This is a genomic window from Enterococcus florum, from assembly GCF_004309355.1.
Taxonomy (GTDB): domain Bacteria; phylum Bacillota; class Bacilli; order Lactobacillales; family Enterococcaceae; genus Enterococcus_A; species Enterococcus_A florum.
The window spans coordinates 1-19,057 of record NZ_BJCC01000027.1 but is presented as its reverse complement, the minus strand read 5'-3'; the positions used below and the strand labels follow the sequence as shown (position 1 = coordinate 19,057).

The following is a 19,057-nucleotide window of genomic DNA, read 5'->3' as shown; positions in this document are numbered from 1 at the left end:
TTGGGGGATGAAGAATTGCCTAGGCCGTATTCGATTTTGGCCTCAAATCAGAAACCTTTTTCAGCAGAAACGACCCACCAAAAAATTTGTTACGAAAGAGGAGAAGGAAAAATGACAATGCAAATGATTCTTGCCTTGGGTATTTTAGTCTTGATGATTGTGATGATCATGTCAGACAAATTTGCTTTTGGCGCACCACCGATTATGGCCTGTCTTTTATTAGTCGTTACAGGATTATCTACTGTGCAGGAGGCTTTTGCCGGATTTATTAATTCAAGCGTTATTATGGTGGCCGGATTTATGGTTGTGATGGCGGGACTGATGAAGACCAGCTTGATTGGCAAGGTCCAGTCGACGATGGTTGCACTGGTCAATCGCGGCGGGTATAAAAGCTACGTTCTTTTGTTGATCGTCGTGATGCTGGGCGCGAGTCTAACGGGAACTGGATCAACTGGGTATTATGTACTTATTTTATCGTTAGTTTCCATGATTCCTTATAATAAAAAGTTGCCAAACTCAAAATTAATGATGCCTTTAGGCTTCGCCACGAACCATCCGTTGGTCCCTTTCAATGTTGCTTTATGTTACGGAGTGACGGTCAGCGTATTAGAGACGGCAGGCCATACTGCGGAGCTTTCGATGCCGCGCTTTGCGATCGTAAACTTTATCTTAGCGATGGGCTTTCTGATTTGGAGCTTACTAGCTTATCGCTTGCTGCCGGATCACGCGGTCGACACTGATTCAGGAGATGAAGCAGTGGTGGAAGAAAGTGCCAAAGCTGAAATGCCGAAGTGGAAGGAAAACCTGACGATCTTCTTGTTTGCTATTAGTGTTGTAGGGATGATGCTGATGAGCACATTAGGAGAAGCAGCTTATGTTATTCCAGGAGTTGCCGGAGCCATTCTGTTGATCATCAATGTGCTTGATTTCAAGGAGGTCCGCGACAACATGGGTGCACCAGTTATCTTGATGATGGCCGGGGTAATCGGAGTTGCAGATGCATTGGCTAATTCTGGTTTTACGGTCTTGATCGGAGATGCAGTCGCTGATGCTTTGGGGACCAACATTCCTCCGTTTTTGCTGATTTTCGTTTTTGCGCTGTTGACGAGCACTTGTGCGACTTTCACCGGTTCCAATATGGGCTCAGTATACATCTTTGCTCCGATTGCAATCGCTACTTGTCTAAGCTTAGGTCTAAATCCAGTCGCAGCGGCTACAGCAGTAGTTATTTCCGGTTGGAACGGCGGATACATGCCTGTTGATGGGCTGCCGGCGATGATTTTAGGCATGGGTAAATACAAGCTGCCGGAATTTTGGAAGTATTCCGTTCCAATGTACTTGATTCGTATTTTCGCTCTTTGTGTCGGAGCAGTTATTATGTTTCCGCTGAGCTAAATTCTTATATTGCCACATGAGGGAGTAACTGGCAGCGTAAGCTGCGACAGCATCACCAATCCTGAAAGAAATTTCTGGTGCTGTCTTAAACGGTGAGACTTGTGTATGTTTAACAAACATATACAGGTCTCTTTTTTATAAAAATAGGAGGTACGTATGACAGAACAACAAAAAAATCTTGCATTTTATGCCTTGAATACAGAAGATGTTTTAGCTGAAGTGGCATCTGCACCGATGGGACTCAGTGCTAAGGAAGCGCAAATAAGATTGGATCAATTTGGTAAAAATGAATTGGCGGAGGGCAAGAAAAAGAGTCTGTTGGTCAAGTTTGCCGAACAGTTCAAGGATTTTATGATTTTGGTTTTACTGGCCGCAGCGATTATTTCAGCGATCGTATCGCATGAGGTGGTCGATTCGATCATCATTTTGCTAGTCGTAGTGATCAATGCGATCATGGGTGTGTTTCAGGAGTCTAAAGCGGAGCAGGCCATCGAAGCGCTGAAGCAAATGTCTACCCCTAACGCCAACGTTTTGCGAGATGGGCATACGCTGTCTATCAAGAGCGATGAATTGGTTCCAGGAGATATCGTTTTGCTTGAGGCGGGGGATGTCGTTCCAGCAGATCTAAGATTATTGGAGGCCGCTTCTCTAAAGATTGAAGAGGCAGCCTTGACAGGAGAATCCGTTCCCGTCGAAAAGCTGCTGACTGTTTTGCCGGCCGGCGATGTTGGGATCGGGGATCGTGTGAACATGGCCTTTTCCAACAGCAACGTTACTTATGGGCGAGGAAAAGGAGTCGTTGTCAACACAGGGATGAGTACCGAAGTGGGGAAAATCGCCGATATGTTGGCACAAGCCGACGAAACGGAGACGCCCTTAAAGAATAATTTGAATGAACTGGGCAAATTTTTAACGATCGCGATCATCGTCATCGCAGTTATCATGTTTGTCGTTGGAACAGTAATCAACGGAACTTCATTTGTCGACATGTTGTTGACCTCGATCTCTTTAGCGGTGGCAGCAATTCCTGAAGGGCTTCCAGCGATCGTTACGATCATTCTGGCTCTAGGCACACAAGTCATGGCTAAACGCAATTCAGTCATTCGCAAGCTGCCGGCAGTCGAAACACTAGGAAGTACTGACATTATTGCTTCGGACAAAACCGGCACCTTGACGTTGAATCAAATGACAGTTGAAAAGTTATATTACGATTTTCATCAGGTGTCGGCGAACGCGCCGATTGATTTAACGAACAAGGCGTTGCTGATCATGAATTATGCCAATGACACAAAAGTTGCCCAGGACGGCAGTTTGATTGGAGACCCTACGGAAACGGCCCTAGTCCAGTTTGGTTTAGACCATCAACTGGATTTGCAGAAATGTCTGGAGCAAGAGCGTCGGGTAGGAGAATTGCCGTTTGATTCGGAGCGGAAATTAATGAGTACCGTTCACGAACTGGCTAACGGCAAATACTTTGTTGCCGTCAAGGGAGCGCCGGATGTTTTGATTGAGCGAACCACTCGCGTCTTGTCTCAAGGCCAGGAACTCCCTATGACTCCGCAGCAAAGAAAGGAAATCCTGTTCAACAATACGGACATGGCTAAGCAAGCCCTGCGAGTGTTGGCCATGGGCTACAAATACCTGGATGAACTCCCAGCGGAACTCACGTCGGAGGAACTGGAGAACGACTTGATTTTTGCTGGCTTGGTGGGCATGATCGATCCTGAACGAAAAGAAGCTGCAGAAGCGGTACGTCTAGCAAAATCTGCAGGTGTTCGACCGATCATGATCACCGGTGATCACAAAGATACTGCGGAAGCCATTGCCGTTCGCTTGGGCATTATTCGAGCTGGAAACAATCAAGCTGTGTTGACTGGCGCCGAATTGAATGAAATGACGGATAAAGAATTTGCCGAACAGGTTTACGATTATTCTGTCTATGCACGGGTTTCGCCAGAGCACAAGGTTCGAATCGTTAAAGCATGGCAAAAAGAGGGCAAAGTGGTGGCCATGACCGGCGATGGCGTAAACGATGCGCCATCCTTAAAACAGGCGGACATTGGTATCGGAATGGGGATCACTGGCACCGAGGTCTCTAAAGGCGCCTCTGATATGGTATTAGCAGACGATAATTTTGCCACGATCGTAGTTGCCGTAGAGGAAGGAAGAAAAGTCTTTTCCAATATCCAAAAGACGGTTCAATACTTGTTAGCAGCCAATTTAGGCGAGGTATTAACGCTGTTCATTGCCACCTTGTTTGCTTGGGATACGTTGCTGCCGATCCATCTATTGTGGATCAATCTGGTCACTGACACCTTTCCGGCGATCGCCTTAGGAATGGAGCCAGCAGAAAAGGACTTGATGAGTCATAAACCACGAGGCCGTAATTCTAATCTTTTCTCTGGCGGGGTGTTTAGCAGTATCGTATACCAAGGCATTTTGGAAGGCGGGATTACCTTATTCGTTTACTGGTTTGCGTTGCAGTATCCTGCACACACGGCGATGAATATGCCAGGGCTTTCGACACAGGCACTTTATACGTTGCAGCACGCGGATGCTTTAACGATGTGTTTTGCGACACTTGGTTTTATGCAGCTGTTTCATGCTTTTAATGTCAAATCGGTCAAACAATCTATTTTTAAGGTCGGACCATTTCGCAATAAAGCCTTTAACTGGGCAATTCTATTGTCTTTTGCGTTGATGGGGGTCATTATTATCGTTCCTGGATTGAATGACATTTTCCGTGTGGCAACGTTGAATGTTAGTCAATGGGCAACCGTTGCGGCAGCTTCATTCTCGATCATTCCGATCGTAGAAGTCGTTAAATTGATTCAACGCAAGGCGGAGACTAGCCAAGAAAAAGAGCAGCACCTTTCTGTAGAAAACTAACAGTAAAGTGGACACTGGAGCCGTTGATCCAAGGCTTCAGTGTCTTTTTCTGGCAAAAAACGCACTGTTTTTATAATAATTTTTGTTATTTAAACCGAAAAAAAAGAAGTTGAATAGAATCGATTGCAAGAAGAAGGATGGGACGGGATTGTTGGCTTGTGAAACGAGGTAAATTGCTGAAAGTTCACTTGACAGAAAAAGCCAGCTATTTTATTTTGGAAGCGCAAACAATTGGAGAAAGGAGAGCTAAAGGTGTCCAACCCATTATTCAATCAACATCAATTATTCCATTTGAAGCGACAGACGATCGAAAAACGCCTAACAGCCTACTTTAATGAAACGCGAGACAAGAAGATGACGATTAAATATCTTGTCGCCTTGCAGATTCGTGATCAATTAAGCGAAGACGATTTTTCGTTTGTTCTGAAGGAGCTAGTGCGTCATCTGCTGCTTGAGACAAAGTCCACTCGAGCATTGCGCCGCTATTATATGTATTTTCAAACCTATTTCTCCGCTGAGGAATGGCAAAAAGTCACCCTTCATTTGTTTCCGCTGAAACAATTTGTTTTGGAAAAAGTTCATGCCGTTCGTCTGTTTTTGGTCAAATGTCATCCCCATGTGTTTTCGCTTCCGTGAGTGGGCAGCAGCAAACTGACAAAAAGAAAGGAAAATGATCATATGCTACATCTCGCAGCAACTTTTGAAACTAGTCAAGGCAAGAAACACCGCTGGCGCATGAAGGATCCGGATCGAAACAAACCAGCCGAAGAGATTCGTGAAGCGCTCGAATTACTGACAACCTTAAACTTGTTCGAGAAAGACGGTGTCGATTTATTTAATAAGGTAGTCGAGGCCAAATTTGTAGAAACCATCGAAACCCCGATCTTTGATACCAATCAAGACAGTGTCTTTTTTTGGGAAGCTGGGGTTATGTCCTTGATGGATGAAACGCAGGAAACACCAGTTGCTGAGAATGAGAATACTGAATCAGCTCCACCTGTGCATGAAAATCCAGAGAAGATCCATCTAGAAAGAGTGCCTTTTGAACGTAGAATCACTGAATCCGATGAGCCACTATTACCCGATCAGGAGCAAGACAACAAGTTTACAACGAAGTCAAAATCTTCTTTAATGCGTAGAAGTCGAAGGTGCCTGCTGGAGCGTTTAGGAAAACGAGAAGAGCTGGAAATACTTGAACTTAGACAGACTAAATCCAGCATTGTTGACAGGCTTACTCAATCAAAAAAACGTACTAGCTCTCCTTTTGCTGGGATGCTGCAGGTCACATCTTGCCAAGCTGCACCATCGTATTTTTGATAATGCTTGAACACGAAGGGAAGGCCCTTCGCTGTTTTGATCGTATCAGAATCCATCATTTGAAAATGAAGGTGCGGTTCGGTGGAATTGCCAGAGTGTCCGACTCGACCTAGAAAACAGGCCTGCTGAATGTGGTCGCCTTCATTGACTACGATAGAATCCTTTTGAAGATGGCAAAAAGCGGCAAAAATAGTGCGGTTCCTTTTGATCAAAATGAAATTGCCGGCAATTGCTTCAAACCCATCTCGCTGTGGATCAAAAAAAGGGAGTGGCGGATTGCTTTTAGCTGATCATGTGCAAAAGAGGCGTATTCGCCGTCGGGCGTATGGTTTTTAACCATCACCACCTGGCCGTCAAAAGGGGCATAAACTGGCTGTCCGTAGCAATAGTAGTGGCTTAATCCGATTCCGCGAAAAAAATAGTTTCGTGCTTTTTCATCATGTGAAGCATCCCGGGGATCTTTTTGAATAAAATCAAAGGCATAGCGCAAGCCAAACTGGTTTGTTCCATGGCTGGGAACACGAGTAGCAGGACTGGTTTCAGTGAACCACTCTCCGCGAAGAGGCGCATGGATCACGAGGGGGAATGTCTTCATTTTAGTTGCTCCTTCGTTGGTGGGACACTGTAAAAGAGTATCCGAAGATCCTGAATAAAGCGGTTCAGTTTTTCCTCTGTCTTTGAAAAGTCTGTAGGAGGGGCAGCAGTCTTCAATTCTGACACCAGCTCATCTGCAAAACCGGACATGCTCCATTCAATGAGAGCCAAACTACGTGTAACGGGTAGATCAGAACGAAAATTGGACGTATCAATGTTTTGAAACAGCTTAGTGATACAAAGACCAGCGTCGGTTTCCTTTTTGGTATGAATTTGTTGGTTGATTCGGTCTGACCGAGTGTCAGCTGCCGCCGAGTAAAATTCCAATAGCCAGGGGTCCTTTTTTAGGATGTTCATTTGCAATGCAATGGAGTGACGAAGACGTTCGAACAAATCCGTTTCCTCTTCATCGATCTGCTTAGTGTAGCCATTTGTGATTGTTTCCTCACAGTAGGACCAGACAGTCAAAAACAACTCTTCTTTGCTTTTGATATAGTGAAACATCAGCGCTTTAGACATTCCAGCTTGTTTCGCGATGCGGTTCGTGGAGGCCTGATCGTATCCATAGACAGCAAATTCTTTTAAAGCGGCTTGAATGATTGTACGCATTTTTAGATCCTCTTTCTTCATTTTTCCACTCCTTTACCTAATAGGTCAAAAAGAATATACCACGGCTTACCTAATAGGTCAACTCGTTTTTCTGTCATCTTGAAATAAACGTTTTCTGTTAAAATGTAACAATTTTCCTGTTCGAAAACGTTCCCCACCATCGAAACAGTCGAAAAATCCAGCTTTTTGAAATATTTTTTGTATATATGTGAAAAACTTCTTTTTATTCTTAAAAAATTTGGTAAAATTAAGAGTGAATTAATTTATTATTCTTGACTATTTAATTTTTTTGAATCTTTTATAACAACTTTTTTTTTGGGGGATCTCTAGATGATTGAGTTGTTTCTCATCACGACAGAAATGTTACTGGCCAATCTGTTTTTATGGGATCGGTGCGCCAAAAGACGCTATTCTGTAGTTACGACAGTTGCAGTGTATATTCTTTTCCGAGTGCTGCTAGGAGGTTGGGCCTGGCTGATTGATTCAGTGTATCACGATGGACCTTTGACGATATTGGCGGGATTTCTCTATATTGTTCCGATCTTTTTTCTGTATGATACCCGACTTTTAAAGCTGATCAATATCTTTTTCTTTTTATGGATTTATTCCTTCTCGTTGTACAGCATCAGTTATTTTGCTAGTCTATTCTTTCCAATCGATTACACGATGCGGGCATTTCTCCTGGTTCAAACAGGGTTGTATGCAGTTAGTTTTCATTATTATTATCGCTACATGATCCCGAAGTATGCATATATGATCGATTATATTTCAGAGAGTGATGAGTTGTGGTTTACTTTATTGAGTATGCTGTGGTTTTTAGTGTTATTTCTGATTTATACAGTTTTTACGACCGCTTGGTACTTGCTTTCGCGAATCATCGTTATCATGTTGTTTTTGATTGTTGTGACCATTTCTAGTCGACTGATCTATAATCTCGTATTAGCTAAAATCCAGATGTATCAATTAGAAGTTCGCCTGTCGCATCAAATCGGTCAATACAATGAAGCTAAAAATCATCTATTGGAGATTCGCAAGCTTTCGCATGACATCAACAAATACAATGCGGTCATTCAATACGCTATCAAAGAAAAAAATTACGAGTATTTGGAAGAATTTTCAAGTGCCGCATTTGAAAATCTGTACCCGCAAAACGAGTTGCCGGATACCGGGAATGAGACGCTGGATGCGTTGTTGTATGATTTGTCGCACCAGTGTGAACAAAAAGACATTCGTTTGGAGATGACCTTAGACTCCAGTGTTTACCGAGGGATTCGAGTTGAGGCGTTGGATCTGACAACCGTCTTAGGCAATCTTTTCGAAAATGCGATTGAAGCCTGTGAATTGATCGAAGAACCGGAGCAGCGCTGGATCACTGTCAACGTGAAGCGAAGTTCGACTATGGTGCATATGACGATTGCTAATGCTTCAAACCATCGAAAGAAAAACAATCGGCATGGGTTCAAGCAGCTGCTGCCAGAACAATTGGGCCTAGCGAATGTGGAACGCACTGTTAAAAAGCTCGGAGGTGTGATGAACCGGGAAAAACAAGAGAACAGCTATGTTGTGACGCTGGCGATCGCCAATCGAAATCAAGAATAGTTTGCTGAGGAGAAAAAGATGGATACACTATTTATTTGTGATGATGATCAACCGGCTGTTAAGTACTATCGAGAGATTCTTAAAGAAATCTCTTTGGAGGAGAAGCTTCCTTTCGTCCTCAAAACCTTTTCTTCTGGAGAAGAAATGCTGACTGCCTACGATCAGCAAGCACCTTTGTTGATTTTACTAGATATTGAAATGTCAGGAATCGACGGAATCGAGACAGCCAGACGAATGAGAGTGGAAAAACAGTATCAGGGGGCACTTTTATTTTTGACCAATCACGATAAAGTGGTGATGGACAGCCTTGATCTAGGCGTTGAACGCTGCTTGAAAAAATCGCTGCCTGTCGAAACGGTCAAACAGGAATTGCGCACGATGGTGAAGCAAGCCCTCCAACAAAGAATCGAAATAACGTTTGACTCGCTGGAACGGGGTAGTCAGTCGATTTTGTTGAATAAGCTTCTGACGATTTCTGCGGTTGGTTTTGGAAAAAGAAAGCTGTTGGTATTAAAAACAACAGATGGAGAGCAGCGGATTCAAGGGAGTCTTGAGAGATTTGAAGAAGAACTGGAAACGCTGGATTTTTGCCGGGTCAATAAGCACACCTTGGTATATCTAAAAAATGTGCAGGCGATTCAAGACGACGCATTGTTGCTGATAGATGGTACTAAAGTCAAAATGAACCGCCAAAACAAAAGAATAGTGACCGAAAAAATCCTAGCTGCAGGGGAATGAAGCCGAGGCAGACCTAAATGTTTCTTGACTAGGGCAAAAATAGCCACCCGAAATCTTTTAAAAGGTTTGGGTGGCTATTCTTTTCTAAAAAAATGAATGGTGGCTTTGGCAGTTATGCCATACCTCTAATCTTAGTATGTTTAGGCGAGGGGGATTACATATACGTGTCTCGAAAACGATCGACAGCAACTCTCGTGCGGTACACGATTTCAGCATAGTCAGGGTTGCGGCTGATGTCGAAATAATAAAGCAGATCGATCGTAACAAATTGAGCCAAAATAGAGTTCGTCGCAGCACTGCGTAACTCAGTTTCCATCGGGCGAGAGGTTTGCAGATGCACGTCTGCCAATTTGGATAAGCGATTTTGTCCGAATTGTGTGATTGCGATCACAGGAATATTGAGTTCCTTAGCTGTTTCAGCTAACGCAACCAGCTCAGGGGTTTTACCTGAATTTGAGATCAACAGCAGCAGACTTTTTTTCGGATTTGATACCAGCTGAGGCAGAAGCAAATTGTAGTCGGTTTCCCGAACAACCTTTTTGCCTAAACGCGTCCATTTGTGGGCAAAGTCTTCTACAGCCAAGCGAGAGGCACCGACCCCATGCACGAAGCAGTGTTCATGGATATCCAGCAAGTCACAGGCCTCAGCAAACGGCGCCTCGGTGAACAATTCAGTCGTTTCGCAGATAGTGAATTGTGCGTTGTTGGATAACTTTGTTTTCAACACCTCAAAGGACTCACTAGGGTACACATCACTGTATCCAGTGATCTCGGCTTCTTGTTTGGTTTCGGCAGATAGGCTGATTTTAAACTCCGTCAGTGTATTAAAGCCCATCTTTTTGGAAAAGCGAACGACGGTGGGGGCACTAGAGCCCGATGCTACAGCGATGTCATGAGCAGTCATGCTAGGGATCTTTTCAACATTCTTGCAAATGTAGGCGTAGATCTTTTTTTCAGCAGCTGACATGTCATGCTTCATGCTGTCCAGATGAGAAAGAACACCCATAAAGCAACCTCTTTTCATTTTCTTCTCATTATAGCACGCTTTATTTGGTAGACCAATTTTTTTATTGAAAAAAAAGAGGCCAAAAGACCTCATTTCTTACTTAAAATGAAAATAGACGATTTCAGGCGGGACGCGGAAACGAATAGGGGGGCCAGTGGTACCGATGCCTGTGTTGACAAAAAGAACTGTATTGCTGTTCAAGCGGTATGGGCCTACTTGATAGAGCTCTGAGCCGCGATGCTTGACCGTGAAAAAAGGCAAGCGAATCTGTCCGCCGTGACTATGCCCGGAAAGAACCAAATCATAGCGAGGCAGCGACCGAACCAATTCGACCTGATCGGGTTCATGAACCATCAGGATCGAATATTCTGCTTGTAAAGGTGTCAATGAGTAATCAGGATCTCCTTTGCGTTGATCTTCAATTCCTGTCAGACTAAATCGCCCCACAGATTGGCTGGTATTCTCCAGTAAAGTGAAGCCGCCCTTTTGCAGAATTTCTCGTACGCTGCTGCATCCGTTGGAACGGTAGTCATGATTACCTAATACAGCGAATTTCCCTTGTTTTGCTTCTAACCGTTTTAATTGCTGGATGATCGGCTGCAGATCTCTTTTTTTCCAGTAGCGAAAATCTTCCACCAAGTCTCCAGTAAACAGCAGGATATCTGGCTGCTGCTGATTTATCGCAGCAATGACCTGTTCAAAAGCTTCAGCGGAATAAAATCGCGAAAAGTGAATATCACTGATTTGGGCGATCGTTTGCCTCCCTGATTTTCCGAGTGTCATTGCCACAGTGTTGTCTTTTTCAAGCTGATAATGAGTTTCGGTTAAGTGATAGGTCTGTTTGCGCCAAAGATTGAACAAAGCGATCACGAGAAGAATGCCGAATAATCCGATCAACATGACATCCCTTCTTTCTGCTTCACAGTATAACGAAAAAGCTCAAGGAGCGACAAGCCGCAGTCCTTGAGCTTAAGGGAGTTTTATATTCTTTCGATGACTGTTTCTCGTTGGATCAGCCGATGCGGAACCACCAACTGAACCCCATTGCAAGACTGTTCATCAATCTGCTCCATTAGTTTTTGCGTGCCCAGCCTTCCCAGATCAGAGATGTCGATATCGACACTTGTCAAGTAGGGGTGGACTAGTGTTGCAAAAATCGAGTTGTTGAAGCTGACCACCGACAAATCCTCAGGCACTTGGTACCCATGGAGGTTGGCCAGTTGTATGATGCGTAACGCGAAAATGTCATCGATCGCGACGATCGCAGTAGCATTGGCTTTTTTTACTACTTCCGGGAATAATTCGTAATCTTCTGGATTTAAGAGGGTTACTGGCTGATGGGTCGGATGACCGGCCAGCATCAAGGCTTCCTGATAGCCAAAATACCGCTCAAAAAACAATACTTCCTGATTCACATTTGAAGCGAACAAAATATGGGTATGTCCTTTTTCGATCAGAAACTCGGTGGCTTGTTTGCCCAACAGCTGATTGTCATTGTCGACATAAACGATCTCGGTCTCCTTTTCTGCTGGCCGGCCGATTAATGTAAATGGGACACGATGTGTCGACAAGTATTCAGAGATCGGATCGCCTTTTTCCGAGTAGGTCAGAACAAAGCCGTCCACTTGTTTTTGCCGATGCATTCTAATCACATTCGCTAAAAGCTCTTCCATGCTTTTGGCGGAAGCGACGGCCGTCGTCACTTGGTATTCGTGCGCGGTTTCGTTGATCGCATTGATCAATTCCAAATACAGCGGATTCCCGATTCGTTCTTTTGAATCCAGCGGCGGCAAGATGACGCCCAGTGAGTTGGCTCGTTGTTTTCCTAAATTGCGTGCAGTGATGTTCGGGACGTACCCCATTTGGTCCATCATTTTGCGGATTCTTTTTTTAGTCTCCGGCGAAATGCTGGGATGATCATTGATCACTCGGGAGACCGTAGATGGGGAGACGCCTGCCTTTTTGGCGACATCCTTAACTGTGATCGTCATATGAGGCGCTCCTTTCTAACGCGTTTATTGTCGGAAAATCTCCCAACAGTTTTTCAAGTACGCGTGGGTTAATTCCTTCGTGGAGGAGACGATGGGGATGTCTGTACCCAATTGTTCCTGCGTACCCACGCCAATTGCCAAGGCGCCGCTGGCCTTGATCGCTTGGATGCCCGCTTGAGCATCCTCGATGCCGATGCATTCTTTCGGGGACACGCCAACGATCTCTGCAGCTTTGATAAAAATATCTGGGGCAGGTTTGCCCGCTCCGACACTCGCAGGATCCGCGATACCGTCAAAATAATCGGTCAACGCCATTCGCTCCAGCAAAAAAGGTCCGTTTTTGCTGGCCGAGGCTAAGCAGATCTTGATCTGGTCTGCTCGAAGTGCCTTCAACAAGTCTAAAATACCAGAATAGACATCTTTTGGCGAGACCTTTTGGATCATTTCCACGTAATATTCGTTTTTTCGGGCAGCAAGGGCAGCGAACTGCTCGTCAGAAAAATCACTCAAACGATTGCCATGAGTCAGCAGCAGTGTCAAAGAATCCTCGCGACTAACGCCTTTTAGCTGTTCATTAAAGGTGCGATCCATGACGATCCCGATCTCTTCTCCTAATTTTTTCCACGCTTGATAATGATACTCGGCAGTATCTGTAATGACTCCATCCAGATCGAAAAGTACCGCTTTAAACATAGATTTCCTCCTTTATTTTTACTGAACAGAAAGTCGAAGCTCGTCTTTTAGCTGGACTGTTTCACCGTACACGAACAATTCCAATGCGTCACCAGCTTTCAAGGTGAAGACAACATTTGTTTCATCGACTGTGATCGCCAGCAAACGTCCGCGATAATTGATGTGGAAGGCATAGCTCTTCCATGCTTTTGGCAGAAACGGTGCAAAGCTTAATTGTTCGTTGAAGGTCTTCATTTGGGCAAAGCCTTGAACGATCGCCAACCAGCTTCCAGTCATAGAGGTGATGTGCAGTCCATCTTCTGTATCATTGTTATAGTTATCCAAATCGAGCCGTGCGGTGCGTTGATACATCTCAACAGATTTCTCTTCCTTGCCTAGTTCGGCGGCCAAAACAGAATGAATCGAAGCAGACAAGGAGGACTCATGGACAGTCATTGGTTCATAGAAATCAAAATTCCGCAGCTTTTCTTCTGTAGTAAATTGATCGTTGAAATAATAAATGCCCTGCAAAACATCCGCTTGCTTAATAAAACACGAGCGCAGGATCTTATCCCAAGACCAGTGTTGATTCAATGGTCGTTCTTCTGCTTTTAACTCACTGACTGGTTTCAATTCTTTGTCCAAGAAAGTATCATGCTGAACAAAAACACCTAATTCTTCATCTTTTGGATAGTACATGTGGTCGATGATATCCTGCCAATGGGCTTGTTCTTCTCGACTGATCGAAACGGTGGTTTCTTCTTGGTAGTTCAGGTAGTTGTCCAACGTATAACGCAGCACCCAGGCAGCGATGGTGTTCGTGTACCAGTTGTTGTTGATATTGTTTTCATACTCGTTTGGCCCGGTAACGCCATGAATCATATAGCATTGGTTGCGTTTGGAGTAATGCACGCGGTCTGCCCAAAAACGAGCGATTTCAGTCAAGACTTCCAGCCCTTCTTTTTTCAAATAGGCTGTATCTCCAGTGTAATTGACATAATTGTAGATCGCATACGCAATGGAGCCGTTTCGATGAATCTCCTCAAATGTGATCTCCCATTCATTATGACACTCGATCCCGGTGAAGGTGACCATGGGATACAAAGCGCCCTTCAAGCCTTGTTTTTCCGCATTGACGTGTGCTTCTGGCAGTTGATTGTGGCGGTATTTCAATAAATTTTTAGTCACCTCAGGCTCAGCAATCGCCAAGTACATCGGAACCGCATAGGCTTCGGTATCCCAATATGTTGCTCCGCCGTATTTTTCACCGGTAAATCCTTTTGGACCGATGTTCAATCGTTCGTCTTCGCCATAATAGGTCGAAAACAATTGAAAAAGATTGAAGCGAATGCCTTGCTGCGCCTCATCGTCGCCAGTGATACTTACGTCGGCCAGTTCCCATCGCTTTGCCCAGGCGGCATTTTGCTCCTGCAGCAACTCTTGATAAGAGCAATCATAGTTGGCAAACAAGTCAGTGACTTTTTCTCGCTGCTGCGCTTCAGGGATGTCACGACTGGTGACGATAACCACGCGTTTCTCCAGTTCAGCGGATTGTCCTGTTTCTAATTGCCAAGTAAATTCTTCAGAAACCTCTAACTCTCCATCGTGCTGCAAGCTGCTGCTGGTTTCACCGAAGTGTCTCATCCCAGCGGTTACTGAAAAGCGTTCGATACCAAAGGCGTTCGGCACCGTTTGCGTCGTTAAAAAGCTGAGGTCATCTTTGTGCCCGCGTTCCTTTTCGACCCAAAACATTTCTTCATAATTGCTGTCCTCATTACGAACGTCGTTGTCTAACTTGGAAATGATCTTAATCGTAGCTGTGCCGTCCAAGCACTCGGCAGTCAAATGGATCAATGCCAATTCTTGCTTGACGATGCTTAAAAAGCGTTCAAACGTAAAACGAACTTTTGCATCACCCAGTACGACGGTAAATGAACGGGTTAGTACCCCATTTTGCATATTCAATTCCAATGAGAAATCAAGGGTAGCTTGTTTCGCCAGATCAACTTCTACATCATTGATAAAAAGCTTCATTTGTAAGAAATCAATTGCATTGATGACTTTTCCAAAATAATCAGGATAGCCATTTTTCCACCAGCCCACCCGTGTTTTGTCTGGGTACCAGATGCCTGCAAGGTAAGTACCTTGATGATGATCACCGCTATAGGTTTCCTCAAAATTGCCGCGCATCCCCATATAGCCGTTTCCGATACTGGTCAAGGATTCCTGGAGCCGTCGATTTTGTTTATCTAATGCGGATGTACGGATTTTCCAAGGGTCAATGTCAAATAATCGTTGAACTTGTTTCATGATGTGCCTCCTTATGCTTTCTTTTCTTAATGATAAACGCAATCGGTTGCGTAAGTCAAGTGAAAGCGTAATTCTTGACATAAAAGAATAAAGTGTTGGATAATAAAAATGTACTGAAAGAGTTTACAAAAGATAAAATGTGGTTTATAATTCATTTCAGCGCAATCGGTTGCGTAAAGTGAGGCACTCGTGAAAACATCAGTAATGGTTGCAGGAGAAAACGCAGCAGTCCGATTTGGCAGTCATTTTTGAAGTTTTTTCTATTAAAAGAAGGAGAGATACTATGAAAAGCATCAAAGGGATTTTTAGTTTTGAATTTTGGCAGAAGTTTGGGAAGGCTTTGATGGTCGTGATTGCCGTCATGCCGGCCGCAGGACTGATGATCAGTATCGGGAAATCAATTCCGATGATCAATGATCAGTTGACTTGGCTGGTCACGACAGGTGGTGTGATCGAAAATATCGGTTGGGCTGTTATCGGGAATTTGCATTTATTGTTTGCGTTGGCAATCGGCGGAAGCTGGGCGAAAGAACGTGCTGGCGGTGCCTTTGCGGCAGGCCTATCTTTTATTTTAATTAATCGAATCACCGGTGCGGTTTTTGGTGTCACTAGTGAGATGTTGGCCGATCCAGAAGCGATGGTTCAAACATTGTTTGGCCAGCCGATCGCAGTCGACGGATACTTTACCAGTGTGTTAGAAGCCCCAGCATTGAACATGGGGGTTTTTGTCGGATTGATTGCAGGATTTGTCGGAGCGACAGCTTATAACAAATACTACAATTTTAGAAAATTGCCTGATGTATTGACCTTTTTCAATGGAAAACGCTTTGTACCTTTCGTAGTGATTCTCCGTTCTGTTATTGTTTCTATCGTATTAGCACTTGTATGGCCGATCATTCAAACCGGAATCAATGACTTTGGGAAATGGATCGCTGAATCACAAGACACTGCCCCAATTTTGGCACCGTTCTTGTTTGGAACGTTAGAACGTTTGCTGCTGCCATTCGGATTGCACCATATGTTGACGATTCCGATCAACTATACTGCATTAGGCGGGACCTACGATATTTTGACTGGTGCACAGGCAGGACAACAAGTTTTTGGACAAGACCCGTTGTGGTTGGCTTGGGTGACCGATCTTGTAAACCTGCGCGGTACCGACACAGGTCAATATACACAAGTACTGGAACAATTTACGCCAGCGCGGTTCAAAGTTGGACAAATGATCGGTTCATCTGGGATTTTGATGGGCTTGACCGTAGCGATGTATCGCAATGTAGACCGTGATAAATTAAAACAGTACAAATCAATGTATATTTCTGCAGCAGTCGCGGTCTTTTTGACAGGCGTGACGGAGCCTCTAGAGTATATGTTTATGTTCGTCGCTGCGCCATTGTACGGAGTATATGCCATTATTCAAGGAGCAGCCTTTGCAATGGCAGATATCATCAATTTGCGAGTCCATTCCTTCGGGAACATCGAGCTGCTGACTCGATTGCCGATGGGGCTCCAGGCAGGGATCGGGAGAGATTTCTTGAATTTTGTGATCGTTAGTATCGCCTTCGGACTATTTACTTACTTCGTGGCCAACTTTATGATCAAGAAGTTCAATTATGCGACACCAGGTCGGAACGGTAATTATGAAAACGATGGAGCGGAAACCAACGAAACGACTTCTGGAGCAACTGCGGCAGCTGATTCACAAATTGTGAAGATCATTAATTTGTTGGGTGGTCCAAACAATATTACTGATGTAGATGCATGTATGACGCGTTTGCGGGTTTCGGTCAATGACCGAGAGAAGGTAGGTAGTGAGGCGGACTGGAAAAAAGCGGGTGCCATGGGCTTGTTAGTCAAAGATAATGGAGTTCAAGCAGTGTATGGTCCGAAAGCAGATATTCTGAAGTCTGATATTCAAGATCTGCTGGACTCTGGAGCAGAGATTCCAACGACCACTTCAATCGAACAAACGGATAAGACGGAAGAACAAGTACCCGTGACCTTCAACGGTATTCAACATACACTGGTTGCACCTGCTTCTGGAGAACTGATTCCGATCGATAAAGTCGAAGATGAAGTATTTTCACAAAAAATGATGGGTGAAGGTTTTGCGGTAATTCCGGAAACTGGTGAAATCGTCAGTCCGATCGCTGGAACCGTTTCATCTGTCTTCCCAACGAAACACGCGGTTGGTTTAGTCACCGAAGATGGTGTTGAAGTATTGCTGCATATGGGTATCGACACTGTTGATTTAGACGGCGGTCCTTTTGACATCACTGTTTCTGAAGGAACAACTGTCAAAGCAGGCGACTCGATCGCGGTCGTTGATCTTGCGAAAATTCAAGCGGCTGGTAAAAAAACGACAATGATCGTTGTCTTCACAAATGGAGACAAGATTCAAACGTATCATTTTGACAAAACCGGAACCGTCGCCAAAGGGCAAACCATCGGCAGCATCGATAGTTAAAAAGGAGCGATTCCTATCAACGTATTGACTTTAAATACCCATAGTTGGATGGAAGAAGATGTTTGCTTCCAAGTCAAAGAATTAGCAAAAAGGATTTTAGACAACGATTATGCGCTGATCGCACTTCAGGAAGTCAATCAGCGCATGGATAGTCGACCTGCTGAGGTGGATGCCTTTTTCCAGCCAACCCTTTCGCAGGCCCCGATTCATGATGACAATTTTCTATATTTATTGATTGAAGAATTGAAAAGAGCTAAACAAGAGTATTACTGGAGCTGGAGTTACAATCATATCGGGTATGACAAATACCATGAGGGAGTAGGGCTGTTATCGAAGGAGCCGATCCGAGCGAAAGAAGTCTTAGTCTCTAACGTGAATGATCCGGTAGATCACCATACGCGGAAAATATTAATCGGGGAGACAAGCTGTAGTGGACGACCTGTAACCGCGGTCAGCGCTCATTTGTCTTGGTGGGAAACCGCAACTTCTGGATTCAGCTACGAATGGCAGATGCTTGAAACAGCATTAAGTCAATCCCGATCACCTTTACTGGTCATGGGGGATTTCAATAACTCCGATGAGGCGATTGGAGAGGGTTATTCAATGATCCTTTCCAGCCCGCTTCGGCTGTTTGACAGTTATGAAGAAGCTGAAAGCAAATTCGGACGTTTTACAGTTCAACATGAAATTGATGGGTGGAGCGAGAACCACACGGGATTGAGGATCGATTATATTTTTTACCAACGCCCTTTTCAAGCAACAGCTCATTCTGTAGTATTTGACGAAAAAAACAGTTCCGTGATCAGCGACCATTTTGGTGTAGAAGCTCAGTTTGATTGATCCGCCGCTGCGCGGATCTTTTTTATGGAGTTTCGCATGTGTCGATGAACACTTATTCAAATGACTTGCATATTTTTCTCAGTATGGTATTATTCAAAACGTTGCTGTAAGAGGCAACACCATCTTCATCTGAATTTTTTTAAAATAGTAGTTGACTCGGTGGGAAATAAGCGGTATTATATCGAAGTTGTCAATTGTTGGAAGCAATTTTTTGAAAATTTCTGAAACAAATTGTTGACATTATTCCGGCAAGCTGATATAATATAAAAGTTGCTGAAACAAAGCAATATTATGTAGACCTTTGAAAACTGAACGAATAAAACAAACCAAATGTGTAGGGCGCTTCTATAGTATAGAAGCAAACAATACAGCAAGCAACTATGCTAGCGAATCAATTTTTAAATTGAGCTGAACAGTCTAAGACTGTTTCAAACACTTTATATGAGAGTTTGATCCTGGCTCAGGACGAACGCTGGCGGCGTGCCTAATACATGCAAGTCGAACGCTTTTTCTTTCACCGGAGCTTGCTCCACCGAAAGAAAAGGAGTGGCGAACGGGTGAGTAACACGTGGGTAACCTGCCCTCAAGCGGGGGATAACACTTGGAAACAGGTGCTAATACCGCATAATA

The 19,057-nt window shown here is 44.2% G+C and carries 16 protein-coding genes and 1 rRNA gene; 9 read left to right on the top strand and 8 right to left on the bottom strand.

Annotated features, from left to right (window positions below; all coding sequences use genetic code 11):
* Nucleotides 1-111 precede the first annotated feature (111 nt).
* From NRIC_RS14795 to NRIC_RS14780, 4 genes are all read left to right on the top strand, one after another.
* Complete coding sequence (locus tag NRIC_RS14795) at nt 112-1,395, top strand: SLC13 family permease (RefSeq protein ID WP_146623484.1); 1,284 nt, start codon at nt 112-114, stop codon at nt 1,393-1,395.
* A 156-nt stretch (nt 1,396-1,551) separates the two neighbouring features.
* A complete protein-coding gene (locus NRIC_RS14790; RefSeq protein WP_146623483.1) occupies nt 1,552-4,284 on the top strand; it encodes a cation-translocating P-type ATPase in 2,733 nt (910 codons plus the stop codon).
* A gap of 252 nt (nt 4,285-4,536) precedes the next feature.
* A complete protein-coding gene (locus tag NRIC_RS14785; protein ID WP_146623482.1) occupies nt 4,537-4,920 on the top strand; it encodes a hypothetical protein in 384 nt (127 codons plus the stop codon).
* 42 nt (nt 4,921-4,962) lie between these two features.
* Complete coding sequence (locus tag NRIC_RS14780) at nt 4,963-5,601, top strand: DUF2922 domain-containing protein (RefSeq protein ID WP_146623481.1); 639 nt, start codon at nt 4,963-4,965, stop codon at nt 5,599-5,601.
* On the opposite strand, the gene NRIC_RS19610 is transcribed toward NRIC_RS14780, so the two are convergent.
* The 3 genes from NRIC_RS19610 to NRIC_RS14770 are packed head-to-tail and all read right to left on the bottom strand — an operon-like array spanning nt 5,520 to nt 6,825.
* Nucleotides 5,520-5,813, bottom strand: coding sequence for a M23 family metallopeptidase (locus NRIC_RS19610; protein WP_265416118.1), 294 nt, complete (start codon nt 5,811-5,813; stop codon nt 5,520-5,522). The two genes, NRIC_RS14780 and NRIC_RS19610, sit on opposite strands and share 82 nt — an antisense overlap.
* Nucleotides 5,810-6,196, bottom strand: coding sequence for a hypothetical protein (locus tag NRIC_RS19605; RefSeq protein ID WP_227873819.1), 387 nt, complete (start codon nt 6,194-6,196; stop codon nt 5,810-5,812). The genes NRIC_RS19610 and NRIC_RS19605 overlap by 4 nt, the downstream gene beginning before the upstream one ends.
* Nucleotides 6,193-6,825 (bottom strand): TetR/AcrR family transcriptional regulator, encoded by a 633-nt coding sequence (locus NRIC_RS14770; RefSeq protein WP_146623480.1) that lies wholly within the window; start codon nt 6,823-6,825, stop codon nt 6,193-6,195. The genes NRIC_RS19605 and NRIC_RS14770 overlap by 4 nt, the downstream gene beginning before the upstream one ends.
* Before the next feature lie 309 nt (nt 6,826-7,134).
* Here NRIC_RS14770 and NRIC_RS14765 point away from each other — a divergent pair, with 309 nt between their 5' ends.
* On the top strand, nt 7,135-8,403 hold the full coding sequence (locus NRIC_RS14765; protein WP_146623479.1) for a sensor histidine kinase: 1,269 nt from the start codon (nt 7,135-7,137) through the stop codon (nt 8,401-8,403).
* Nucleotides 8,404-8,421: 18 nt separating this feature from the next.
* Nucleotides 8,422-9,141: a LytR/AlgR family response regulator transcription factor gene (locus tag NRIC_RS14760; RefSeq protein WP_146623478.1), complete on the top strand. Its 720-nt coding sequence runs from the start codon at nt 8,422-8,424 to the stop codon at nt 9,139-9,141.
* 154 nt (nt 9,142-9,295) lie between these two features.
* On the opposite strand, the gene NRIC_RS14755 is transcribed toward NRIC_RS14760, so the two are convergent.
* The 5 genes from NRIC_RS14755 to mdxK all read right to left on the bottom strand — a co-directional run bounded on the left by NRIC_RS14755 (nt 9,296) and on the right by mdxK (nt 15,120).
* Nucleotides 9,296-10,147 (bottom strand): MurR/RpiR family transcriptional regulator, encoded by an 852-nt coding sequence (locus NRIC_RS14755; RefSeq protein WP_146623477.1) that lies wholly within the window; start codon nt 10,145-10,147, stop codon nt 9,296-9,298.
* Nucleotides 10,148-10,243: 96 nt separating this feature from the next.
* Nucleotides 10,244-11,047: a metallophosphoesterase gene (locus NRIC_RS14750; RefSeq protein ID WP_146623476.1), complete on the bottom strand. Its 804-nt coding sequence runs from the start codon at nt 11,045-11,047 to the stop codon at nt 10,244-10,246.
* A gap of 80 nt (nt 11,048-11,127) precedes the next feature.
* Entirely contained in the window at nt 11,128-12,138 is a 1,011-nt protein-coding gene (locus NRIC_RS14745; protein WP_146623475.1) for a LacI family DNA-binding transcriptional regulator, read from the bottom strand.
* A 24-nt stretch (nt 12,139-12,162) separates the two neighbouring features.
* A complete protein-coding gene (gene pgmB / locus NRIC_RS14740; RefSeq protein ID WP_146623474.1) occupies nt 12,163-12,831 on the bottom strand; it encodes a beta-phosphoglucomutase in 669 nt (222 codons plus the stop codon).
* Nucleotides 12,832-12,849: 18 nt separating this feature from the next.
* The gene (gene mdxK / locus NRIC_RS14735) at nt 12,850-15,120 is read right to left on the bottom strand and encodes a maltose phosphorylase MdxK (protein WP_146623473.1); all 2,271 of its coding nucleotides are present in this window, start codon (nt 15,118-15,120) and stop codon (nt 12,850-12,852) included.
* A gap of 283 nt (nt 15,121-15,403) precedes the next feature.
* Between mdxK and NRIC_RS14730 the strand changes: the two genes are divergently transcribed.
* From NRIC_RS14730 to NRIC_RS14715, 3 genes are all read left to right on the top strand, one after another.
* Complete coding sequence (locus tag NRIC_RS14730) at nt 15,404-17,587, top strand: PTS transporter subunit IIBC (protein WP_146623472.1); 2,184 nt, start codon at nt 15,404-15,406, stop codon at nt 17,585-17,587.
* A 48-nt stretch (nt 17,588-17,635) separates the two neighbouring features.
* Complete coding sequence (locus tag NRIC_RS14725; RefSeq protein ID WP_227873818.1) at nt 17,636-18,427, top strand: endonuclease/exonuclease/phosphatase family protein; 792 nt, start codon at nt 17,636-17,638, stop codon at nt 18,425-18,427.
* Between the two features lie 437 nt (nt 18,428-18,864).
* A 16S ribosomal RNA gene (locus tag NRIC_RS14715) occupies nt 18,865-19,057 on the top strand; the annotation flags it as partial.